Consider the following 21,867-nt stretch of genomic DNA (forward strand, 5'->3'; position numbering starts at 1 on the left):
AAACCTAAATCTAAACCTATGAAAACAAAAGCTAGCTTAAACGAACAAGATTATCTGCACAGTTTTATGTCTACAATGACACAAAAATCAGATACAATTATTAATTATGTACTTGCAGTATATTTTCTTCTAGGTATCGGACTTTCTTTTAAATATGATACTTTTGAAATTGGCGTTGGCGTCGGTACATTGAATCTTTTGCTTTATTATTCGGCAAAATTTTTCATGAAAAATTCCAAATTTTACCAATACGTTTTATCTGTCGTTCTGGCTATTTTTATGGCGCAGTACATTTATCAGATGCATGGAATGTTTGAGATGCATTTTACCGTATTCATTGCCAGTACCATTTTGATTATTTATCAGAACTGGAAGCTTCAAATTCCGCTTACTTTATTGGTTGTTCTCCATCATGCTGGATTGGCGTACTTGCAAAACTATATTTATAATGATGCCAACGGCCTTCAGGTGTATTTTTCGCAAGTAAATTTTGATCTCGAAACGTTGCTTATTCATACCGTTTTGGCTGCAGTGGTTTTCTTTATGAATGGCTATTGGGCATATTACTTTAAAGAACATAGCGAAAATCATATCTCCAAAATTTCAGACGAATATGAGTTGGAAAACATGAAATTGGCTTCAGCAAAATACAGCTCAATGTCAGCTACAAAAGATTATAATGATTTTATTCATAGAACAACTTTAGACTTAAAACTGCCTGTAAATTCAGTTTTAAAATTAATTGATGTTTCAAAAGGACATACAGACAACGATAAACTGCTTAGTTATCTTGAAATGATGAGAGAAAGCGCTAAAAAAATTGATGATTTAGTCAATGATATTCATGTAAAATCAACAACCAATAGAAACTAGTTTTTTAAAACTAGAATTATAATCAAGTCCCAAAGAAAACAATATTAATATTTTTTAAACCCGTTGTATGTTTAAGCATGATTTACCCACTGCAGTACCTACGCTGCATAGTCTTAAAAGAATAATTGAAGATTTTTTGAATGAAAGCATAACATTAGATTCGATTGAAAAAATGGGGATTCAATCTGATTTTGAAATAGAGGTAAAGGAGATTTTTAAAAATTACCGAACGAGTTCGCATGTTTACGATCTTGATTTTCAATACAAAAAGCTAATTCAGATTATGAATGATATTAGACAGCTTAATCTTGCTGTTAATAATGAAATTCCAGAATGGCTTGAAAATGAATTGGAAACAGTTTTTCGTAAAATCAGAAATATTCTACTTGTCTTAGAAATCGAGTCAAATTAAGGTTTATGGATTCATTTTATACGAATTGAATTGTAAATTAATTTAAATGTAAGAGTTATGGATACCAGATTACACCGTCCAACAGCTTCGGATAGAGAAGTGGACTGGAATAAGAATAAAGTGTTGCTTAGTAAAACAGATAAAAAAGGAACCATTTTATATGCCAATGAAGACTTTATAGATGTTTCTGGTTATGATGAATTTGAGCTTGTTGGCCAGCCTCATAATATTGTACGTCATCCCGATATGCCAAAAGTAATTTTTAAATTTTTGTGGGATAGTATTAAATCTAGTGAAAACATTCATGTCATTGTAAAAAACATGGCAAAAACCGGTCGTTATTACTGGGTTGTAACTGATTTTAAAATTGTTGCAGATACAGACGGCGAAATTGTTGGCTTCTTCTGCACTCGAAAATCGGTTCCAAACGATATTATTGTAAAATTTATTGAGCCCTTATACAAGAAACTTTTGCAGATTGAAGAAACCAGCGGTATGCATGCTTCTGAGGAATATCTTGTAGGTTTTCTAGAAGAGAGAAAGAAAACGTACATGGAATATATCGATCACATGATTGCAACCGGAAAGGATGATAAAAATAAAATAAGCAAAGGTTTGTTTAGCGGTCTTTTTGAAAAGAAAAACGAGGCAAAAAAATAACAACTGATTATATACTTCACTGTGTCCGATAAAAATATTCACCCCTTAAATTTGTCCCCCAGCAAAACTAAATCACATGAATGAAAATAAAGGACGCAATGGAGTTTTTTTTTAAGTTGCTAAGATACTAAGGTTCTAAGTTGCTAAGCTTTTAAGTTTAAAAAGTTTAAAAAGCTCAAAGATTAAATGTTTAATCTTTGAGCTTTTTTTAGAATTCTCAGAACCTCAGAACCTTAGCACCTTAACTAATATAATTCCAAATATTCTTTTTCTTGGTTAATTCTATAAAGATGTTTCTTAAAACAGCGTGTTCTGGTTTTTGGAGAGCAGAATCTTCTTTTAAGATTTTCATGGCATAATTTCTTGCCAGAGATAAAATATCTCTGTCTTTTACAATATCAGCAATTTGAAGGTTTAAAACGCCACTTTGCTGCGTTCCCATTAAATCGCCGGGACCACGAAGTTTTAAGTCAACTTCGGCAATTTCAAAACCATCGTTGGTTTGCACCATGGTTTCCATTCTAGTTTTGCTATCAGAGCTTAATTTATGTCCGGTCATTAAGATGCAATAACTCTGTTCGGCACCACGACCCACGCGCCCGCGGAGCTGATGCAATTGAGAAAGCCCAAATCGTTCGGCACTTTCTATAATCATTACACTCGCATTTGGCACGTTTACACCAACCTCAATTACAGTTGTTGCCACCATGATATTTGTTTTTCCTTCAGAGAAACGCTTCATTTCAGCATCTTTATCAGCTGGCTTCATTTTTCCGTGAAGAATAGAAATAGAATATTGCGGAAGCGGAAAATCGCGAGAAATACTTTCATAACCGTCCATTAAATCTTTATAATCCATTTTTTCAGACTCCTGAATAAGCGGGTAAACAATATAGATTTGTCTTCCTTTTGCAATTTCATCACGAAGAAATTTCCAGACTTTTAATCTATTCGTATCATAACGATGTACGGTCTGAATTGGTTTTCTTCCAGGAGGTAATTCATCAATAACCGAAATATCCAAATCGCCATATAAACTCATTGCCAGCGTTCTGGGAATAGGAGTAGCGGTCATGACTAAAACGTGTGGCGGAATATCGTTTTTCTTCCACAATTTAGATCTTTGTTCCACTCCAAAACGATGCTGTTCATCAATTACAGCCAAGCCTAAATTCTGAAATTGCACTTTATCTTCCAATAAAGCATGAGTTCCAATCAAAATTTTAAGTTGTCCGCTTTCTAGTTCTTCATGAATAATTTTTCTTTCAGCAGTTTTAGTAGAACCTGTTAAAATTCGAATATTGATATTTAGTGTTTTAGCAAATTCAGATAAACCCAAAAAATGCTGATTGGCCAAGATTTCTGTCGGCGCCATCAAACAAGCCTGAAAACCATTATCAATTGCCAAAAGCATACTCATAAAAGCCACAATCGTTTTTCCAGAACCCACGTCACCTTGAAGCAAACGATTCATTTGAGCATTACTGCCCATATCTGTCCTAATTTCTTTGATAACTCTTTTTTGAGCATTCGTTAAATTAAAAGGCAAATGATTTTTATAAAATTCATTAAAAAGTTCTCCCACTTTGTCAAATGGATGTCCTTTTATTTTATGTTTTCGAATGAGATTCTTTGTAATTAATTGCAGCTGAATAAAGAACAATTCTTCAAATTTTAGTCGGAATTGCGCTTTCGCTAAAATCTCGGCGCTTTTTGGAAAATGAATGTTGAATAATGCAGCGCGTTTCGGAATCAGTTTTAATTCTTCAATTAAAAACGGCGGAAAAGTTTCTGTAAACAATGCCTGTGTTTCCAAGAAAAGCTGTTCCATCAACTTATTAATGGTACGGTTGGAAATTCCTTTATTAGCCAAAGCTTCTGTCGAAGGATAAACGGGCTGCATAGCCGAACGTAAACTTCTTTCGTGTTCGCTTAACAATTCAATTTCGGGATGCGCCATACTAAATTGGCTTCCATACAATGAACATTTTCCAAAAATAACCAAAGGTTCGTTCAGTTTTAAACTTTCACGAATCCATTTATGGCCTTGAAACCAATTCAAATCAATTTGCCCAGTATCGTCAACAAAAGTTGCTACGAGACGCTTTTTGTTTTTGGCAAATTCAACGGTTTTAATATTGATTATTTTTCCAATAATCTGGACTTCAGAACCCGTATTCTGCAATTCATTAATCTTGTAATAACGCGTTCTGTCAATATATCGATTCGGAAAAAGATTGACTAAATCTCCATATTTATGAATGCCCAATTCCTTACGAAGCAGCTGGCCACGGCTCGGACCAACACCTTTTAAGTATTCAATTGGAGTTTCTAGAAGATTATTAGACATTAATTTATTTTAGATTTTAGATTGCTGATTTTAGATTTGGTTTCTATCCTGAAAATTCGGGACGGAATTGGAATTTGGAATTTATTTAATTGGAATTTTATTAAGAAGCGAAGATAGATTTTAATTGGGAATTTTAAAAATGATTTGTTGTTTTCAAGTGTTTGAATATTAACTTATCGTTAAGTTGTAATGTTTAGACGCAACTGTTTTAAGAAAGGAAAATCTTAATAATAATTAACTCATTAAAAACTATAAAAATGAAAAAAATTGGACTTTTGATTGCAATGTTTGTTTCTTTAATTTCTTGTTCTAACGACGATTCAAGCGACAAGGCAGATGCAGCCGTTACAGATTATTACGGGAAGTGGATACAGTATACCGAGGCTAAGTTTTCAAACGCCCCTTCTTCAAAACAGTATTCTTATGTATTTAATAAAGACAATACATTTTCAAAAAGGAGAGTTTATGAAAATATTGATGTAACACTTACAGGAACTTTTGAGATTATAAGCAAAGAAAATCTAACTCGTTTTATATTAACTTATAAAGAGAAAAAGGAGAATTCATTCATTTCAAACTGTACAGGCAGTTTGATAGAAAGTTTTACTCTGGACAAGTCAGGACATCTGCTAGATGATGCTCGCGCATGTGACGGCAGTTTTGTATTTAAGAAAGCAAATTAAAATTGAAATAAGTAAAAGCTGTAAAACTCTGTTGGGAAACTAACAGAGTTTTTTATTTTTATCGTCAGTATAATTTTAATAAAAAAGATTATTAGATTTGTTAAAACATTTAAATTATAAGCCTCAAATTATGATTAAAGAAGAAAAAGTTCCTTTTGAAACTATGGTGTTTTCTGGTATTACATTCAAAGTAATTAACCGACACGAAGCCAACAATATTATAGGAGATCTTATCGATTTCAAGAATCAGAAAATTTATAATGTTTTTGAAGATACTTGGCGTTTTCCTGATTACGAAGAAAATCCGATATTTCTATTAGCAGAAGATGATGTAGAAATGGACTTGTTTGAGATGGATTTTAGTACCGAAGAACATCCGGATATTTTCATTTTAGGATTTATTTTCAAAGGAAATCTAACAGTTGCAAAGCTTATCAGTTCTTTTGATACGGATAATTCTCCGGCTTTAATTGTTTTAGGAAAGACAACAACAGTCAATATCAATTTGTTTGGAAGCGTTCATTATTTGGGCGGAGGCTTACAGTGCGATACGCTTGCGGGAGAATATAATCACGGAGAACTTTTTGTAAAAGGTGATCTTATAGCTTGGCTGGTTTATACAGATGATATGCTATTTCATTTTGAACGTTTTACAGATGTCCAGGCGATCATAAGTTCGGGCAGACCCGACGTTTTGATTTGTAGCAATGTGCAAGACACTGACGGATCTATTATAACTGTCGAGAATTATCTGCCTTCAACACACAAACTGTCAGATATTGTAGACGATGCTTTTGTAGAACTTTCTAGTTATGGAAGCGAAATATTGGGCAATAACTATTTGGATATTTTTAAAGAAGGACTTTCAATCTTAGATTACGATAAAAAAGAGCAGTATTCGTATGCAGATTTCCGTAATCAGTTTATCAATATGGTCGAAGTTTTATCTGAAAATGAAGAATTGAAAGAAAACGGAAAAATCGTTAGACATATTTCTGGAACCACTTATTTGTTTATTCCTTTTGATTATGAAGGAAAAAAATACAGCCAGATTTCTGAAGAAATTTCAAATGGTTTTAATATCCGAATGCGTGCTTTGTGGTGTCATGAAGATGAAGAAATTATGATTATTCTGGAATATCTTGATGAAAACGGAGATCCAAAATACCAATGGATGAATGACGAAAATGCTCCCGGAATTGAGTTTTTCTGCGTAAAAAATGCTGTCCTTAAAACATTTGAAATATTGATGGCTCCAGAAGCCGAAGAAGAAGATGACGAAGAGGATGAAACAGAATATGCAGATTATGACGGCAGTTTTTCATTGGAAGAATTTGCAGTTCAATTTGGCAGCTATAAATTACCTGAAGATTTAGTGAAATTGTATGAGTTCGAGCAAGAACATGGAGTAGAATCTTATTCGGAATGTTTTGGACTTACTATAACTGAAGAGAAAACAGGAATAAAAACATGGTCTGAAGAAGAGGAATTTTACAATAGTTTTATCGAATTTGCAGGCGCAAACGGATCTGGAAGTTCATATGCGTATTGGCTTATTGACAAAGATTTGAATAATTGCCCGATTGTTGTTTTTGGCGATGAAGGTGGTGTTCACGTTGTGGCAGAAAGCACTCGTAAACTAATTCAGCTTCTGACATTAGACACTGAAATTTCTGTTGATTTTGATTCTGCTTATTTTTATAAAGATGAAGAATATTATGAAGAAAGCGAGAATAAAGAAGAGTTTCAAGAATGGGTTAAAGAACAGTTTGGTTTTGATGCAATAGAATCTAATGAAGAAGCAGACGAAATTGTAGCACAAGCAAAAAGAAAGTACAAGCAGAAGTTCAATGATTTCTTAGTGAAATTTGATATTGAAATTAGTGAAGAAGATGATGACGAATAGTTTTTTATCTTTGACCTAAATTAGAAAAAATGAAAACACATTTAGCGCTTTTACGCGGAATCAACGTTTCTGGGCATAACATGATGAAAATGGAAGCTTTGAAAGCAATGCTGGAAAATATTGGTTTTCAGAATGTTAGAACGTATCTGCAATCTGGAAATGTCTTTGTAGACAGCGAAGAAGAAGCCTCTAAAGTTGGTTTTATGATCAAACAGGAAATATTTAAAGTTTTTGGCCACGAAGTTCCTGTTGTGATGATTACCAAAGAGAACTTAGAATCTTGTTTTGCCAATAATCCGTTTTTAAAAGAGAAAGATATTGATACCAAAAAGCTTTATGTGGCTTTTGTTTCAATAAATTTAAAAAAGGAAAGTATAAACGATTTGAAAATCAGTCAGTTTAAACCAGACGAAGCCAGTATCGATGAAAACAGGATTTTTATTAAATATGCCGTTGGTGCTGGAAAAACACGTTTTGATCAAAAATATATCGAGAAAAAATTAAATGTAACAGCAACAATTCGAAACTGGAATACCGTTACGAACTTGCTTAAAATGTATGAAGAATAATGAAAAAGTACTTTTTTATAGTTTTTGTTTTTGCAATGAGTTTAAATGCTGCAGTTTATGCTCAGAACGCCAAAACAGCTCCAGAAGATTTTAATGTCTTTTTTAAGAAATTTAATGAAGATCAGAAATTTCAAATTAGTAGAGTTATTTTTCCTTTAAAGTATAAAATGAATAATGATGATTTTGAATTAGCGGATTATACAATGCCAAAAGAAAATTATAAATCCCTTAATTTGAATAGAAAATCGGATGAGAAATATTTGAAGCGCGCCTTGGTGGTAAAGAAAAATAAAGTCACACTTCAAGAACGAGGACTCGATAGCGGAATTTATATTGATTACATCTTTGAACTAAAAGATAACAAATGGTTCTTGAAAACTTTTGTAGACCAATCTACTTAAGATTAATCCCGAATCCATTTTTGCATAGCCGGAAAAGGAGATTTATTTTCTTTTTCGGCTTTTTCATTTCCAAGACACAATCCCATCCATTCCAGAAGAGGCAATCCCATATAATTTTCAGATTCGAAGTTCGAAATAAACCAGTCAGAATGACCTTTGTATCCGTTTGGATGAAATACAAATTCAGCAGGAAATTGTAAATGATGCAACGCGGCATACGACCATAAAATAGCAGCAATTTCGTCGCCTTGAGTCGGCCAATCTTTAGAAATTTGTGTAGAACCAACCAATTCTCTTTCTGAAGGAATTGTTACTGCAAGATGTCCAGCTTCATGTAAAATATCGCCAGGATATAATAGTTTACTATAATCGATATAAATGCAATTGGGCCCTAAATCTAAACCTGGCAAAAAGGTTGCTTCAAGCTCTTTTTCAATAATTTCAATACCAATTTCATTCAAAAAGAATAGTACTTTTTTTACTTCATCATTTTCTTTTAAAGCCATATTAGTTTGTTTTTAAAATAGTCTTCTTGATGTAAATAGTGTCTGCATTATGAAAAGCTCCTTTTTTCATTCCACCGCCAAAAGGCTGTATAAATTGAATGTTTTGAGATTCGTAACCTTCTTTTTTAATCTCTTCATTTACAGCTAAAGTTGGCGCCTCGAAACCAAAAAATGTAAATTGGCGATAACGCTTCTCTGCTAATGTAAAGTAACCGTTTGTTTGACTTAAAGTCTCTCCAACAGTACAATTTCCTATAGGTTGTTTCGTTTCTGCATCGTAAATATAGCCGGTAATTTGAGGCCTTTTGCATCTGTTAACCAAACAACTTTGCAAAGAGAAAGAAATAAGAACTAGAAATATAAATTTATAAAAAAACTTCATTTACTTTTTAATTAAATCACAATACCAAAATCCAAAATCAAAAGCAGTTTCATCATTGGTATCGCAAGCTGTGTTTGACGAATCTTTCTTTTCTGGTTTTTCATATTTTCGATAAACAATTTCGCCAATTTCAAAATCAATTGGTTTAGAAAATATTGGCCCGTCAAAAGTAAAAGTATGAAATTCACCGTTTTCACCACAAACATCTACATTTTTAGGTAAGTCATTTATGAAATCCTGATCGATAACTCTACCAACAAAACTTTTGTCTAAATATTTTTCGTTTACACAAACCACAATTGTTTTGAATCCCAATGCAATAAACTCGTGAATTAAATCTTGAGTTGGAATTTTCCAGATAGGAAAAACACCTTTTAAGCCAATTTTTGCCAACTGATTTTCGCGATATTGACGCAAATCTTCCAAAAAAATATCTCCAAAAATAGAATGTGTTATTCCGTTTTCTTTTAATTCGGTTAAGACTTCAGTCATTACTTTTTCATAAACTTCCATAGTTGGCATTTCTGGAACTTCAAGAATTTTTAACGGAATTCCGATGCTTTGCGCTTGTTCCTGCAATAGTTCAACGCGAATACCGTGCATCGAAATGCGTTGATATTGCTGATTTACGCTTGTCAATAAACATTCTATCTGAAAATCAGTATTTTGAAGTGTTTTGTATAAGGCTAGAGCAGAATCTTTACCGCTGCTCCAGTTAAATAAGGCTTTTTGAGGTATAGACACGATTTGCGGTTTTATATTGTAAACTTACAAATTTCATTCTATTTGTAAAGGAAACCTTTTGTAACTTTGGGATTTCGCCTTCAAATTTGTTTCAATGAAATACATTTTTTTATTATTCACCGGTTTTCTTTTTGCACAGCAAACGCAATATGCCGATTTTAAATCTGTTTCAGGTCAATTGTCTTTAAATTCAAAAGAAAAAACAGTTTCGGGTGCTGTCGATTTTCAATTTGAGGTTTTAAAGGACTGTGATACTATTTCGCTTGACGCTAAAAACATGGAATTCTCGAATGTGAAAATCAACGAGAAAGAAATCATTTTCATTAATACAACCAAACAATTAAAATTGGTTTTTCCATTTAAAAAAGGAGAAAATCGTCTAACTTTTAATTATTCAACAAAACCAAAACAAGCCTTGTATTTTGTGGATATGGAAAATGACGAAGTACAAATCTGGACACAAGGGCAGGGAAGATACACGAGCAATTGGTTTCCGAGTTTTGACGATGTGAATGAAAAATTGATTTTTAATCTAGGCATTTCTTACGATAAAGACTATCAAGTAGTTTCAAACGGGGTTTTAAAAGAAAAAACAGCTAACGGAAATCTAAATCACTGGCAATATCAGATGGAGAAGCCAATGAGTTCGTATTTGTTAATGCTGGCAATCGGAAAATATGATAAAAAAGAGTTTAAATCTAAAAGCAGAATACCTTTAGAATATTATTACGAGCCTAAAGATGCAGATCGTTTTGAACCCACTTATCGTTATTCAAAACGAATTTTTGATTTTCTGGAAAAAGAAATTGGCGTAAAATATCCTTGGAAGATTAACAGACAGATTCCTGTTAGAGACTTTTTGTATGCTGGAATGGAGAATACAACTTCAACTCTTTTTGCAACACGATATGTAGTAGATTCAACAGGTTTTTGCGATCGAAATTATACCAATGTAGATGCGCATGAATTGGCGCATCATTGGTTTGGAGATTTGATTACAGCTGAAAGTAGTACGCACCATTGGCTTCAGGAAGGATTTGCAACATACTTTGCCTTGCTTGCTGAAAAAGATATTTACGGAGAAGATTACTTTTATTCTAAATTATACGATACGGCACAGCAGATAAAATTTGCTTCTCGCACCGATACTATTCCAGTTTTAAATCCAAAAGCAAGTTCGCTGACATTTTACGAAAAAGGAGCTTGGGCGTTATTCGTTTTGCATGAATCTATTGGAGATAAGGCGTTTAAAAAAGCAATTAAAAGTTATTTAAATAAATACGCTTATCAAACCGTAAACACACAGAATTTTTTCGACGAGATAAAAAAAGTATCTGATTTCGATTTGGATAAATTTCAAAAAACTTGGCTGGAATCAACTGCTTTTGATACGCCGACTGCAAATGCTTTATTAAGTAAAAACGAAGCAATCCAAAAAAGATTGGAAATCGATAAATTGAAAAAAACGCCATTAGGAGAGAAAACAGATATCTTGAAAAACGTTTTAGAATCAGATGTTTACCAATCTGTAAAAGAAGCGGTTGTTGATCAGTTGGAAAATGAAAAATACGAAGACAAAAAGTCGCTTTTGCTTTTAGCAATGCAAACCAATAATATTAAAGTCCGTCAAAATCTTGCTGGATCTTTAACCAAAGTTCCAGAAGATTTTAGAGCAAATTATGAAACACTTTTAGATGATAAATCCTATCAGACACAAGAAGCAGCACTGTATTGGTTGTGGAGAAATTTCCCCAATCATAGAACAGGATATTTGGATAAATCTAAAAATTGGATTGGTTTTAATGATTATAATCTAAGAACGTTGTGGCTTTCTCTTGCTTTGTCAACACCAAACTATAGTAATGATCCAGATTCTTTAGTAAATGAGTTGATTGCGTTTTCGTCTACCAAATATGAAGCTACAACACGACAAAATGCTTTAGAAAAGTTAATAGCCTTCAAAATTATTAACGATCAGGTTTTGAGTAATTTAGTTAGCGCCACTACACACCATATGTGGCAGTTTTCAAAATTTGGAAGAGACACAATTAGACTTCTGCTAAAAAATCCTGAAATGCGTGCTTCATTTAATAGAATTTTACCTAATTTGACACCCGATGAGCAATTCCAGTTGAATCGTTTGTTGAAAGAGCTTTAGAGAATAGAGAATAGAAAATAGAAAAATAGATTGAGTAGAAGTCTTTTTTCTATATTCTATATTCTTTCAGCTTAAATAAAATCCAAAAACAAAACCTATATTACAATTTATGAGAGCATTGGTTATTTCAGGTGGTGGCAGTAAAGGCGCATTTGCCGGCGGTGTTGCCCAGTATCTAATAGAAGAAAAGAAACATGAATACGATTTATTTATAGGAACTTCTACCGGAAGTTTATTGATTCCGCATTTAGCTCTCGGTCATATCAAAAAAATACATTCTGTATATACCAATGTTACCATGTCAAGCATCTTCAATATTTGCCCATTTGTGGTGAAATCCAAAGATGGAGTAGACATTGTGACAATTAATCACTTTAATGTATTACGTCAGTTTTTTAAAGGAAAACGAACTTTTGGAGAAAGTAAAGGGTTGAAAAAGTATATTCAGAATAATTTTTCTCTTTCAGATTTTAATAAACTCAAAAAACTAAAAACCGACGTTATCGTTACTGTAACCAATTTTACTAAAAACGAATCTGAATATAAATCTGTAAAAGACTGTACGTACGAAGAATTTTGCGAGTGGTCTTGGATATCGAGCAATTATGTTCCTTTTATGAGTTTGGTTGAAAAAAACAACTGCGAATATGGTGATGGCGGATTTTCAAGCTTAGTTCCAATACGTGAAGCAATTAACAGAGGAGCTACAGAAATAGACGTAATTGTGCTTGAAACGGAGGTTAATACGACTAAAACAGTAATCGGGAAGAATCCGTTTTCATTAATGATCGATTTGTTCCGAATTGCCTTAGATCAGGTTGAAAAACATGATATTGCTATAGGAAAACTTATGGCAAACAATAAGAATGTAAAACTAAATTTATATTACACTCCCATAAAATTAACCGATAATGCCTTGATTTTTAATAAAGAGGTAATGAAAGAATGGTGGGAACAAGGTTATGAGTACGCTCAGAATAAATCTGAAGTAATGAGTGACAATAAGATTTTCATTTAATTTTAGATTTTAGATTTTAGATTGAAGAACTTAATCTACCTTCTAAAATCTAAAATCCTAAATATTTTTAATACCAAAGTTCTGCAACTTCACTTTTAATGAAACTTAAAGCGGCATTACTTGGAGATTGTTTTTCTAATAAATCATTTAAGATTACTTCACGAAGTTTATCAGCATTTTCAACTTTATCGCTCATGGCGGCTTTACGAATCATTTGGATTGTTGCATTTTTTGCAGTTATAATGATTGTCCAGCAGTCTTCTGACATATAAATCTGCTGTGTTAAATTGTGCTCGAATTCTTGTTCAATTTGGTCAATTACATAATTTTCGTAATCATGTTTATTTTGAGAAATAGGAGAAACTCTGATTAATAATTTGGTCAAGTTGATACGCTCCAAAAATAAAGTCATACGCTCGTAAGCCTGTAAACGTAGTGGCAACGATTCTTTGTGTGCTTGTTTGTTTAATAAAAAAGCACGTTTTCTGTCATTGTTTTTAATATGTAACTCAAAAAAACGATAAGCTACAACTCCTGTAACTAAGGCTGGTAAAGTATAACTCGCAAGTTCTATTATTTTGTTGAAATCCATTTGAATAATTTTTAAGCAAAAATATACTTTTTGATCAAAAATCAACTTTAAATTTATGGTAATAAACAAAAAGGAAGATGTACTTTTGCAACTTGTTTTTTATTGAGACCAAAATATATTTTTAATGGATTCATACTTAATACTTTTTCTTTGTTTGGCGGCTTTTGCTGCGGGATTTATTGATGCAATTGTAGGCGGCGGTGGATTAATCCAAACACCAATGGGATTAATTTTATTACCAAATCTTCCTGTTTCGACTGTAGTTGGAACCTTGAAAATTCCAGCATTTAGCGGAACTGCTTTTGCCGCTTTTCAATATTTAAAGAAAGTCGTGATTCAGTGGAAACTGTTAATTATTATGATGTGTTTGGCGGTTCCGTCGGCATTTTTAGGATCTACAATTTTGACCATGGTAAGCAATGATTTTATGAAACCGCTTTTGTTGGTGGTTTTATCGTTGTTATTTGTATATACCTACGCCAAGAAAAATTTCGGACAGCATGTTGCTAAAGACCATTCGATGGCTACCCAAATATTTTATGCTGTTGTTATTAGTGTAATTGTTGGCTTTTACGACGGATTTATCGGACCTGGAACTGGAAGTTTCTTTGTTGTAGCCTTTATTGCTCTTTTAGGATTCGATTTTCTTCACGCTTCTGCGAATGCTAAAATGGTAAATTTAGCAACCAATTTCGGTTCGATTTGCCTATTTATGATTAAAGGAAAAATCATTTGGACAATTGCAATTCCGATGGCAATTAGCAATGGATTGGGAGGGTGGCTTGGAGCAAAACTAGCCATCAACAAAGGAAACGGATTTATTAGAATTTTCTTTTTGATAGTTGTTGTGGGTACTTTGATTCGATTTGCTTATGATGTGTTTTTTAAGTAAGATTCTAAGATTCTGAGTTGCTAAGGTTCTAAGATGCTTAGTTTTCTATTTTTTGAACTTATAGTTAAAGTTGTTTTTTGTAACTATAAATTGACTATTTTTGTATCATATTTTGAGAATTTAATTTACGAAAAATGATAGAAATAGTTGAAAATTATGAGAATTACATTAATTCGTTGCCCGAACTAATAGATAAATCTTATTACAAAACAGAGTTTTTTATTCAAAAACTAGGATTAAAACACGCAACTTATTATAGAAAATTGAAATCTAATAGTTTTACACATCAAGAAGTAAAGCTAATTACTTCTTTACTATTTCCCGAAGAAATTTTAATGCAGGAATTACAAAAAAGTCAAGAAGATATAAAAGCTGGAAGAACAGTAGATTTTGAAGATTTTAAACAAAAATTAAGAGCTAAGTATAATATCTAATTCCAAGGGATTTCTTTTATTGTCCCAGAATAGAGCAATATAAATTGTTTTTTCTTCTATTAAATAGAATAAAAATACTTGATTTGATATTGGAAATTTTCTATAAGAAGTTTTTTTATATTTAGAACCTATGAAATTATTCTGAATAATTACTTCTATTGTGGAGATGGTTTGATTTGAAAACTTAGCAGCTTTTTGATCACTATAGTTACTAATAATTTGCGAAAATGTCTTTTCGGCATTTTCTGTTAATTTTACTTTCATTTGCTTTTACATAAGTTGCAAATATAAAAATAATTTTAAAGAATTTTCTTTCAAAAAAAATCAACAACAATTGCTTGGATTTTAGCCCCGATTGAGGCGGTATCCTCGTAGCGGAGCGGAGAGATAAAGCCGAAAGCGGGAAACCATGTCTAATAAAATGCCATTTGTTTGGCTTCAAAAAAAAACTTAGCATCTTAGAATCTTAGGAACTTAGAACCTTCCAAAAGCATCTTAGGAACTTTCTTTTTTAATTCTTATTTTTGCATAAAAGGAGAAAATTACATGCAGAAATATATTGACCAGCTCAACGAAGCGCAGAGAGCGCCTGTTTTAAAGAAAGACGGGCCAATGATTATTATTGCTGGTGCAGGTTCGGGAAAAACACGTGTTTTAACAATTAGAATTGCGTATTTGATGGCTCAAGGTATTGATGCCTTCAATATTTTGTCGCTTACTTTTACCAATAAAGCAGCCCGCGAGATGAAACACAGGATCTCGGATATTGTGGGAGCGAGCGAAGCAAAGAACCTTTGGATGGGAACTTTCCACTCTATTTTTGCTCGTATTCTGCGTGCCGAATCAGATCACTTGGGGTATCCTTCAAATTTTACCATTTATGATTCTCAAGATTCGGCTAGATTGATTTCTTCTATTATAAAAGAAATGCAGCTGGATCGTGATGTTTACAAACCAAAACAAGTTTTAGGACGTATATCTAATTATAAAAATAGTTTAATTACGGTTAAAGCTTATTTTAACAATCCAGAATTGGTTGAGGCCGATGCAATGGCTAAAAGACCAAGATTAGGAGAGATTTATCAGCAATATGTTGATCGCTGTTTTAAGGCTGGTGCAATGGATTTCGATGATTTGTTGTTGAAAACCAACGAATTATTGACTCGTTTTCCTGAGGTTTTAGCTAAATACCAAGATCGTTTCCGTTATATTTTGGTTGATGAGTACCAAGATACGAATCACTCTCAATATTTGATTGTTAGAGCTTTATCGGATAGATTTCAGAATATCTGTGTGGTTGGAGATGATGCGCAGAGTATTTATGCTTTCCGTGGTGCGAATATCAATAACATTCTGAATTTCCAGAAAGATTACGAAGGCGTAATTATGTTCCGTTTAGAGCAGAATTACCGTTCAACAAGAAATATTGTAGAAGCGGCAAATACCGTGATGGAACACAATAAAACCAAACTAGATAAAGTGGTTTGGACAGCAAACGAATTTGGACCAAAAATTAAGGTTCATAGAAGTTTGACTGATGCAGAAGAAGGTCGTTTTGTTGCAAGTACGATTTTCGAACAGAAAATGCAAAATCAATTGCATAATGGTGCTTTTGCAATTTTGTATCGTACCAACGCTCAGTCGCGTGCCATGGAGGATGCTTTGAGAAAACGTGATATTCCGTATAGAATTTATGGCGGTTTGTCTTTCTATCAACGTAAAGAGATTAAGGACGTTTTATGTTATTTGCGTCTGGTTCTAAATCCGAAAGACGAAGAAGCTTTGGTTCGTGTAATCAATTATCCAGCACGTGGAATTGGAGATACGACAGTTGAAAAATTAACTATTGCGGCTAATCATTACAAACGTTCGATTTGGGAAGTAATGGTAAATATTGATAAAATCGATTTGAAATTGAATGCTGGTACAAAGAACAAATTGAAAGATTTTGTTACTATGATCCAGAGTTTTCAGGTTATCGATCAGAATCAAGATGCTTTTTATATTACAGATCACGTTGCAAAGAAAACCGGATTGGTTCAGGAATTGAAGAAAGATGCTACTCCTGAAGGAATGGCCAAAATTCAGAATATCGAAGAACTTTTAAACGGTATTAAGGATTTTACAGAAGGACAAAGAGAAATTGATGGAGCAAGAGGTGCGCTTTCTGAGTTTATGGAAGATGTAGCTTTGGCAACCGATTTGGATAAAGATACAAACGATGATGATCGTGTTGCTTTGATGACAATTCACTTAGCAAAAGGGCTGGAGTTTCCGCATGTATTTGTGGTGGGTATGGAAGAAGATTTGTTTCCAAGTGCTATGAGTATGAGTACAAGAAGTGAATTGGAAGAAGAGCGCCGATTGTTCTATGTAGCGTTAACCCGTGCAGAACATCAAGCGTATTTGACTTATGCCCAGTCTCGTTACCGTTGGGGGAAACTAACGGATAGTGAACCTTCTCGTTTTATTGAAGAAATTGACGGTCAGTTTTTGGAATATTTGACTCCAGCCGAAACAAATTATCGTTATAAGTCTCCAATTGATGGCGATATTTTTGGAGATGTAGATAAATCAAAATTGCGATTGGCAAAACCGGTAGGAGGAACTCCGCCAAAACATATTACAGACAACAATCCAAAGCCTGATTTGAATATTAGAAAACTAAAACCGGTTTCTGGAAATGCGCCAAGTAACGGAAATTCGAATTTATTTGACAGTAAACTAACTGTTGGAAATGTGGTAATGCACGAACGTTTTGGAAAAGGAGAAGTGATGAATCTAGAAGGTGTTGGGCCAGATAGAAAAGCAGAAATTAAATTTGAAGTAGGAGGAATTAAGAAATTGTTGTTAAGATTTGCTAAATTAGATGTCGTAGGATAATAATATTTTTGTTTCAGGTTTCAAGTTTCAGGTTGCTTGACTTTGAGAATAACTGCATAACTTGAAACTTTATATCTGAAACAAAAACTAACAAAAAACAAAATGGCCGAATTTATTAAAATATACCCAGATAAACCTAGTGAAGCTGCTATTGCAAAAGTGGTAAAAGTGCTTCAGAATGGCGGTTTGGTAATTTATCCAACTGATACTGTTTATGGTTTAGGTTGTGATATTACCAATTCGAGAGCGTTGGAAAAAATTGCTAGAATAAAAGGCGTAAAATTAGAGAAGGCGAACTTTTCATTTATTTGCCACGATTTGAGTAATTTATCAGATTATGTAAGGCAGATTAATACGTCAACGTTTAAGATTTTAAAGAGAGCCTTGCCGGGACCATATACTTTTATTTTACCTGGAAATAATAGTTTGCCAAAAGAGTTTAAAAAGAAAACTACAGTTGGTATTCGTGTACCTGATAATAATATCATATTAGAGATTGTTCGCCAGTTAGGAAATCCGGTTGTTTCAACTTCTATTCGAGATGAAGATGATGTAATAGAATATACTACTGATCCAGAATTAATTTTTGAAAAATGGCAGAATATTGTAGATCTTGTAATCGATGGAGGCTATGGAGATAATGTAGGTTCTACAATTATTGATCTTTCTGAACATGAGCCAGTTATCGTAAGGGAAGGTAAGGGAGATATTGATATTTTGTAAAAAAATACACTAAAAGTATAAAAGTAGAGAAATTATGAGTAACTTTATTATGTTAAAATTTAGTTAGTTACTTAAAAATAATGCTATTCTTGATTTATATTTAATTGGTTATTAAAAAAATTAAGGATACATAAAAGCAGGTCATTAGACCTGCTTTTTCTGTATTATAAAGTATGTGAAACTCTAATTATTTTTGTTGTTTCTTCATTTCTTTTTCAATCATATCATAGAATTGATCGATTTTTGGCATAACAACAATACGAGTTCTTCTGTTACGAGCTTTGTTTTCAGCAGAATCGTTTGCAACTAATGGTACATAAGAACTTCTACCTGCAGCAATTAATTTAGCTGGGTTAACACCAAGATCGTTTGTTAATACACGAACGATTGAAGTAGAACGTTTAACACTCAAATCCCAGTTGTCTAAGATAATTCCGTTGCTTTTGTAAGGAACGTCATCAGTGTGTCCTTCAACCATACATTCGAAATCTGGTTTATCGTTTACAACTTTAGCAACTTTTGCTAAAACAGATTTAGCTTTGTCACTTACGTCATAGCTTCCGCTTTTGAATAATAATTTATCAGCGATAGAGATAAATACAACTCCTTTTTCAACATTGATTTCGATGTCTGGATCATTGATTCCAACTGCACCTTTCAAGCTTGTAACTAATGCTAAAGTAACACTGTCTTTTTTAGTTAAAGCATCTTGAAGTCTAGAGATTTTCAAATCTTTTTCTTTTAAACTTTCAAGAGATTTTTCAAGGTTTTCAGCACCTTTAGTAGTTAAGATAGTTAAATCTTTAGAGCTGTTGATTAAATCTTGATTATGTTGTTTGTAGCTTTCAGCTGTAGCAGCCAATCCAGCTTTTTCTTCTAAGCACGTGTTTAATTTTACAGTACAAGAGTTTAACAAATCTTGAGTCTCTTTGTTTTTAGCTTCTAACTCTGCATATTTCTTTTTAGAAACACAAGATGTTAGGGCCATTAATACTGATAGTGCGATAACTATTTTTCTCATAAATTTAATTTTAATTAGACTTGATTACAAATTTAGTTTTTAATATTTTGAATACTGTTAAAGATTTCTTTAAATAAGGTCAATTTCTTGATATAATAAAGGAAAACGATGCTTTTCACCGAATAGTATTGCTGTATTTGAAAATCTTTTCGTTTTTTAAGATATTTTAAAGATAAGCAATAAAATGAAAAATGGGCTTTTAAAATAGCAAAAGTGTGCCCGAATTTACCTTGTGTAAGAAAACGGATACCGGCAATACCATCTAATACCATGCGGAAAAAAATCACAAAAAATAATCCTTTTGAAGGCAGATTTTTAACCAACATTAGTAATGAATTTCTAAAATTTAAATACGTTTTTTTAGGATTTCCTTGTTGTAAAGTTGCGCCGCCAACATGATAAACAACAGATTGGTAATTGTATTTTATAATATGCCCTTCATTTGAAGCTCGCCAGCATAAATCAATTTCTTCTTGATGTGCGAAGAAGCTTTCATCAAAACCTCCCAGTTCATGAAAAACGTTCTTTCTAATAAAAAAACAAGCGCCTGAAGCCCAGAACAATTCTATATTATCATTGTATTGCCCATTGTCTTTTTCAATTGTATCGAATATTCTTCCTCTGCAAAAAGGAAATCCGTATTTATCGATAAAACCACCAGCAGCACCTGCATATTCAAAATATTCCTTGTTTTTAAAGTCAAGAATTTTTGGCTGAATAATAGCAGTTTGATTTTCTTTTTCGAAAATGTCTAGAATGGGTTGAAGCCAATTTTCTGTGACTTCAATATCTGAATTTACTAATGCATATATTTCAGCATCAATATGTTTTAAGGCGTCATTATAACCTTTTGCAAAACCATAATTGCTTGAATTTTTTACAATTTTTACGGTTGGGAAATGTTCTGTAACATACGCAACAGAATTGTCCGTAGAATCATTGTCAGCAACGTAAATTGCTGCTCCTTCTGAAAACTGAATAACAGAGGGTAAAAACTGCTCCAGCAATTTTACTCCGTTCCAATTTAAAATGACAACTGCTATTTTATCCAAAAGTACTTAGTCTTTATTATTTGTTAGTGGTTTTCTTTATAGTCAGGCAGATTTTTTAAAAACTCATATTTCTCGTTTTCAAAATCCATTTGACAATAAAAATGGTTCAGTCCGTTCGTAACATTCAAAAACCGTGCCTGCATTGTCATATTGTAACGTGCAATTTGATCAAAAGTTGCCTGAGAGATTCTAACTTCTGGCGCCTTGCACTCTACTAGTATGTGTATAGAACCATCTGGGTTAAATACAACAACGTCGTATCGTTTTCGTAATCCGTTGACAGTTAAAACTTTCTCGACATTAATAAGTGATTTGGGATATTTTTTTTCATGCATTAAAAAATGAACTACGTGTTGGCGAACCCATTCTTCTGGCGTAAGAATTATAAATTTTTTCCTGATTTCATCAAAAATTGACACTTTATTTTCGCTATTTTTGAATCGGAAAGTATAAGCTGGGAAATTAAGTTTAAGCATAAAGCAAAAATATAAAATAGTTTCAGGTTTCAAATTTAAAGTTTCAAGTTTTGAAACAGAATTTGAAACCTGAAACTTGAAACAAAAGATTGAATGGACGAAGTAGTAAAAATTGTTAATGAAATTAAAGCCGGAGATATTAAACCGATTTATTTTTTAATGGGTGAAGAACCTTATTATATAGATAAATTGTCTGAATATATTGAACAGAATGTATTAGCTGAAGAAGAAAAAGGTTTTAATCAGACAGTTTTATACGGAAGAGATGTATCAATTGATGATATTGTTTCAACGGCCAAGCGCTATCCTATGATGGCTGAACGTCAGGTTGTTATCGTAAAAGAAGCGCAGGATTTATCCAGAACAATTGATAAAATAGAGTCTTATGTAGAAAATCCAATGCAAACAACTGTTTTAGTTTTTTGCTATAAATATAAGACACTAGATAAACGTAAAAAAGTTACTAAGCTATTAGGACAAAAAGGTGTTGTTTACGAAAGTAAAAAATTATACGAAAATCAAGTAGGAGACTGGATTAAACGCGTTTTGGCTGGGAAAAAATATACAATTGATCCGAAAGCCAATGCCATGCTTGTAGAATTTTTAGGTACAGATTTGAGTAAAATCAACAATGAGCTAGAAAAACTACAGATTATTTTACCGCAAGGCACGATGATTACTGCAGAGCATATTGAAGAGAATATTGGTTTTAGTAAAGATTATAATGTATTTGAACTTAGAAAAGCAATCGGAGAACGCAATCAATTGAAAGCTTATAAGATAGCAGAGAATTTTGCTCATAACCCTAAAGAATATCCTTTAGTTATGACTACTGGATTGGTATTTGGATTCTTTGTCCAGCTTTTAAAATACCACGGATTAAAAGATAAAAACCCTAAAAATGTCGCTTCGGCACTTGGAGTTAATCCGTATTTCTTAAAAGAATATGATTTGGCAGTAAAAAATTATCCAATGAGAAAGGTGAGTCAAATTGTTGGAGCCTTACGTGATATTGATGTTAAAAGTAAAGGTGTGGGAGCCAACGCTTTGCCACAATCGGATTTGCTAAAAGAAATGCTCTATAAAATATTTAATTAAGCCATTAAAATTCACGATATTTGCGTTTCTAAAA

At 32.7% G+C, this 21,867-nt stretch carries 23 protein-coding genes; 14 read left to right on the forward strand and 9 right to left on the reverse strand.

The genetic code is table 11. From position 1 onward, the window contains the following. Window positions 1-18 precede the first annotated feature (18 nt). The 3 genes from QLQ95_RS20445 (at window position 19) to QLQ95_RS20455 (ending at window position 1,945) form a co-directional block, all read left to right on the forward strand. On the forward strand, window positions 19-873 hold the full coding sequence (locus QLQ95_RS20445; RefSeq protein ID WP_320493603.1) for a histidine kinase: 855 nt from the start codon (window positions 19-21) through the stop codon (window positions 871-873). A gap of 67 nt (window positions 874-940) precedes the next feature. After that, window positions 941-1,285 (forward strand): hypothetical protein, encoded by a 345-nt coding sequence (locus tag QLQ95_RS20450; RefSeq protein ID WP_095929243.1) that lies wholly within the window; start codon window positions 941-943, stop codon window positions 1,283-1,285. A 57-nt stretch (window positions 1,286-1,342) separates the two neighbouring features. After that, window positions 1,343-1,945 carry a PAS domain-containing protein gene (locus QLQ95_RS20455; protein ID WP_095929244.1) on the forward strand — a complete coding sequence of 201 codons (603 nt, stop codon included), beginning with the start codon at window positions 1,343-1,345 and terminating at the stop codon, window positions 1,943-1,945. A gap of 241 nt (window positions 1,946-2,186) precedes the next feature. On the opposite strand, the gene recG is transcribed toward QLQ95_RS20455, so the two are convergent. Further along, on the reverse strand, window positions 2,187-4,295 hold the full coding sequence (gene recG / locus QLQ95_RS20460) for an ATP-dependent DNA helicase RecG (protein WP_095929245.1): 2,109 nt from the start codon (window positions 4,293-4,295) through the stop codon (window positions 2,187-2,189). A gap of 257 nt (window positions 4,296-4,552) precedes the next feature. On the opposite strand from recG, the gene QLQ95_RS20465 reads away from it, so the two are divergent. The 4 genes from QLQ95_RS20465 to QLQ95_RS20480 all read left to right on the forward strand — a co-directional run bounded on the left by QLQ95_RS20465 (window position 4,553) and on the right by QLQ95_RS20480 (window position 7,854). Then, window positions 4,553-4,978: a hypothetical protein gene (locus tag QLQ95_RS20465; RefSeq protein WP_320493602.1), complete on the forward strand. Its 426-nt coding sequence runs from the start codon at window positions 4,553-4,555 to the stop codon at window positions 4,976-4,978. A gap of 130 nt (window positions 4,979-5,108) precedes the next feature. Continuing rightward, window positions 5,109-6,884: a hypothetical protein gene (locus QLQ95_RS20470; RefSeq protein ID WP_482501451.1), complete on the forward strand. Its 1,776-nt coding sequence runs from the start codon at window positions 5,109-5,111 to the stop codon at window positions 6,882-6,884. 29 nt (window positions 6,885-6,913) lie between these two features. Continuing rightward, window positions 6,914-7,453, forward strand: coding sequence for a DUF1697 domain-containing protein (locus QLQ95_RS20475; protein ID WP_482501453.1), 540 nt, complete (start codon window positions 6,914-6,916; stop codon window positions 7,451-7,453). Then, a complete protein-coding gene (locus QLQ95_RS20480; RefSeq protein WP_482501455.1) occupies window positions 7,453-7,854 on the forward strand; it encodes a hypothetical protein in 402 nt (133 codons plus the stop codon). Before QLQ95_RS20475 ends, QLQ95_RS20480 begins: the two co-directional genes overlap by 1 nt. 2 nt (window positions 7,855-7,856) lie before the next feature. Here QLQ95_RS20480 and QLQ95_RS20485 read toward each other — a convergent pair whose 3' ends face one another. Genes QLQ95_RS20485 through QLQ95_RS20495 form a run of 3 tightly spaced genes read right to left on the reverse strand, consistent with a single transcriptional unit; the run spans window position 7,857 to window position 9,480 of the window. Further along, window positions 7,857-8,360 carry a hypothetical protein gene (locus tag QLQ95_RS20485; RefSeq protein ID WP_482501456.1) on the reverse strand — a complete coding sequence of 168 codons (504 nt, stop codon included), beginning with the start codon at window positions 8,358-8,360 and terminating at the stop codon, window positions 7,857-7,859. Window position 8,361: 1 nt separating this feature from the next. Then, window positions 8,362-8,742: a hypothetical protein gene (locus tag QLQ95_RS20490; protein ID WP_482501458.1), complete on the reverse strand. Its 381-nt coding sequence runs from the start codon at window positions 8,740-8,742 to the stop codon at window positions 8,362-8,364. Next, the gene (locus QLQ95_RS20495; RefSeq protein ID WP_482504070.1) at window positions 8,743-9,480 is read right to left on the reverse strand and encodes a Dph6-related ATP pyrophosphatase; all 738 of its coding nucleotides are present in this window, start codon (window positions 9,478-9,480) and stop codon (window positions 8,743-8,745) included. It abuts the gene before it with no gap. 100 nt (window positions 9,481-9,580) lie between these two features. Here QLQ95_RS20495 and QLQ95_RS20500 point away from each other — a divergent pair, with 100 nt between their 5' ends. Both QLQ95_RS20500 and QLQ95_RS20505 read left to right on the forward strand, forming a co-directional pair. Further along, on the forward strand, window positions 9,581-11,644 hold the full coding sequence (locus QLQ95_RS20500) for a M1 family aminopeptidase (RefSeq protein WP_482501459.1): 2,064 nt from the start codon (window positions 9,581-9,583) through the stop codon (window positions 11,642-11,644). A gap of 109 nt (window positions 11,645-11,753) precedes the next feature. Continuing rightward, window positions 11,754-12,662: a patatin-like phospholipase family protein gene (locus QLQ95_RS20505; RefSeq protein WP_095929252.1), complete on the forward strand. Its 909-nt coding sequence runs from the start codon at window positions 11,754-11,756 to the stop codon at window positions 12,660-12,662. Window positions 12,663-12,729: 67 nt separating this feature from the next. Here the strand turns inward: QLQ95_RS20505 and QLQ95_RS20510 are convergent, their stop codons facing one another. After that, window positions 12,730-13,254 (reverse strand): DUF7935 family protein, encoded by a 525-nt coding sequence (locus QLQ95_RS20510; protein ID WP_095929253.1) that lies wholly within the window; start codon window positions 13,252-13,254, stop codon window positions 12,730-12,732. Window positions 13,255-13,378: 124 nt separating this feature from the next. Between QLQ95_RS20510 and QLQ95_RS20515 the strand changes: the two genes are divergently transcribed. Both QLQ95_RS20515 and QLQ95_RS20520 read left to right on the forward strand, forming a co-directional pair. Beyond that, window positions 13,379-14,146: a sulfite exporter TauE/SafE family protein gene (locus QLQ95_RS20515; protein ID WP_428237135.1), complete on the forward strand. Its 768-nt coding sequence runs from the start codon at window positions 13,379-13,381 to the stop codon at window positions 14,144-14,146. Between the two features lie 134 nt (window positions 14,147-14,280). Next, the gene (locus QLQ95_RS20520) at window positions 14,281-14,580 is read left to right on the forward strand and encodes a hypothetical protein (RefSeq protein WP_095929255.1); all 300 of its coding nucleotides are present in this window, start codon (window positions 14,281-14,283) and stop codon (window positions 14,578-14,580) included. Here the strand turns inward: QLQ95_RS20520 and QLQ95_RS20525 are convergent. Next, window positions 14,557-14,844, reverse strand: a complete 288-nt coding sequence (locus QLQ95_RS20525) for a type II toxin-antitoxin system RelE/ParE family toxin (RefSeq protein ID WP_095929256.1) — start codon at window positions 14,842-14,844, stop codon at window positions 14,557-14,559. The two genes, QLQ95_RS20520 and QLQ95_RS20525, sit on opposite strands and share 24 nt — an antisense overlap. A gap of 282 nt (window positions 14,845-15,126) precedes the next feature. On the opposite strand from QLQ95_RS20525, the gene QLQ95_RS20530 reads away from it, so the two are divergent. Then, on the forward strand, window positions 15,127-17,463 hold the full coding sequence (locus tag QLQ95_RS20530) for an ATP-dependent helicase (RefSeq protein ID WP_095929257.1): 2,337 nt from the start codon (window positions 15,127-15,129) through the stop codon (window positions 17,461-17,463). Between the two features lie 102 nt (window positions 17,464-17,565). Continuing rightward, window positions 17,566-18,186, forward strand: a complete 621-nt coding sequence (locus QLQ95_RS20535; protein ID WP_095929258.1) for an L-threonylcarbamoyladenylate synthase — start codon at window positions 17,566-17,568, stop codon at window positions 18,184-18,186. A gap of 187 nt (window positions 18,187-18,373) precedes the next feature. On the opposite strand, the gene QLQ95_RS20540 is transcribed toward QLQ95_RS20535, so the two are convergent. Genes QLQ95_RS20540 through QLQ95_RS20550 form a run of 3 tightly spaced genes read right to left on the reverse strand, consistent with a single transcriptional unit; the run spans window position 18,374 to window position 20,735 of the window. Beyond that, window positions 18,374-19,207, reverse strand: coding sequence for an OmpA/MotB family protein (locus tag QLQ95_RS20540; protein WP_095929259.1), 834 nt, complete (start codon window positions 19,205-19,207; stop codon window positions 18,374-18,376). A 32-nt stretch (window positions 19,208-19,239) separates the two neighbouring features. After that, window positions 19,240-20,259, reverse strand: coding sequence for a glycosyltransferase family 2 protein (locus tag QLQ95_RS20545; RefSeq protein WP_095929260.1), 1,020 nt, complete (start codon window positions 20,257-20,259; stop codon window positions 19,240-19,242). 23 nt (window positions 20,260-20,282) lie between these two features. Further along, window positions 20,283-20,735, reverse strand: a complete 453-nt coding sequence (locus tag QLQ95_RS20550) for a type I restriction enzyme HsdR N-terminal domain-containing protein (RefSeq protein ID WP_095929261.1) — start codon at window positions 20,733-20,735, stop codon at window positions 20,283-20,285. 93 nt (window positions 20,736-20,828) lie between these two features. Between QLQ95_RS20550 and holA the strand changes: the two genes are divergently transcribed. Beyond that, window positions 20,829-21,833 (forward strand): DNA polymerase III subunit delta, encoded by a 1,005-nt coding sequence (gene holA, locus QLQ95_RS20555; RefSeq protein ID WP_095929262.1) that lies wholly within the window; start codon window positions 20,829-20,831, stop codon window positions 21,831-21,833. Window positions 21,834-21,867: the final 34 nt, after the last annotated feature.

It is taken from the genome of Flavobacterium sp. B330r, from assembly GCF_056824325.1.

Excerpts from the sequence above, each read along its gene's own strand:
- QLQ95_RS20445 (WP_320493603.1), top strand. The coding sequence starts at position 19 with ATGAAAACAAAAGCTAGCTTAAACGAACAAGATTATCTGCACAGTTTT.
- QLQ95_RS20450 (WP_095929243.1), top strand. The coding sequence starts at position 941 with ATGTTTAAGCATGATTTACCCACTGCAGTACCTACGCTGCATAGTCTT.
- QLQ95_RS20455 (WP_095929244.1), top strand. The coding sequence starts at position 1,343 with ATGGATACCAGATTACACCGTCCAACAGCTTCGGATAGAGAAGTGGAC.
- recG (WP_095929245.1), bottom strand. The coding sequence starts at position 4,295 with ATGTCTAATAATCTTCTAGAAACTCCAATTGAATACTTAAAAGGTGTT.
- QLQ95_RS20465 (WP_320493602.1), top strand. The coding sequence starts at position 4,553 with ATGAAAAAAATTGGACTTTTGATTGCAATGTTTGTTTCTTTAATTTCT.
- QLQ95_RS20470 (WP_482501451.1), top strand. The coding sequence starts at position 5,109 with ATGATTAAAGAAGAAAAAGTTCCTTTTGAAACTATGGTGTTTTCTGGT.
- QLQ95_RS20475 (WP_482501453.1), top strand. The coding sequence starts at position 6,914 with ATGAAAACACATTTAGCGCTTTTACGCGGAATCAACGTTTCTGGGCAT.
- QLQ95_RS20480 (WP_482501455.1), top strand. The coding sequence starts at position 7,453 with ATGAAAAAGTACTTTTTTATAGTTTTTGTTTTTGCAATGAGTTTAAAT.
- QLQ95_RS20485 (WP_482501456.1), bottom strand. The coding sequence starts at position 8,360 with ATGGCTTTAAAAGAAAATGATGAAGTAAAAAAAGTACTATTCTTTTTG.
- QLQ95_RS20490 (WP_482501458.1), bottom strand. The coding sequence starts at position 8,742 with ATGAAGTTTTTTTATAAATTTATATTTCTAGTTCTTATTTCTTTCTCT.
- QLQ95_RS20500 (WP_482501459.1), top strand. The coding sequence starts at position 9,581 with ATGAAATACATTTTTTTATTATTCACCGGTTTTCTTTTTGCACAGCAA.
- QLQ95_RS20505 (WP_095929252.1), top strand. The coding sequence starts at position 11,754 with ATGAGAGCATTGGTTATTTCAGGTGGTGGCAGTAAAGGCGCATTTGCC.
- QLQ95_RS20510 (WP_095929253.1), bottom strand. The coding sequence starts at position 13,254 with ATGGATTTCAACAAAATAATAGAACTTGCGAGTTATACTTTACCAGCC.
- QLQ95_RS20515 (WP_428237135.1), top strand. The coding sequence starts at position 13,379 with ATGGATTCATACTTAATACTTTTTCTTTGTTTGGCGGCTTTTGCTGCG.
- QLQ95_RS20520 (WP_095929255.1), top strand. The coding sequence starts at position 14,281 with ATGATAGAAATAGTTGAAAATTATGAGAATTACATTAATTCGTTGCCC.
- QLQ95_RS20525 (WP_095929256.1), bottom strand. The coding sequence starts at position 14,844 with ATGAAAGTAAAATTAACAGAAAATGCCGAAAAGACATTTTCGCAAATT.
- QLQ95_RS20530 (WP_095929257.1), top strand. The coding sequence starts at position 15,127 with ATGCAGAAATATATTGACCAGCTCAACGAAGCGCAGAGAGCGCCTGTT.
- QLQ95_RS20535 (WP_095929258.1), top strand. The coding sequence starts at position 17,566 with ATGGCCGAATTTATTAAAATATACCCAGATAAACCTAGTGAAGCTGCT.
- QLQ95_RS20540 (WP_095929259.1), bottom strand. The coding sequence starts at position 19,207 with ATGAGAAAAATAGTTATCGCACTATCAGTATTAATGGCCCTAACATCT.
- QLQ95_RS20550 (WP_095929261.1), bottom strand. The coding sequence starts at position 20,735 with ATGCTTAAACTTAATTTCCCAGCTTATACTTTCCGATTCAAAAATAGC.
- holA (WP_095929262.1), top strand. The coding sequence starts at position 20,829 with ATGGACGAAGTAGTAAAAATTGTTAATGAAATTAAAGCCGGAGATATT.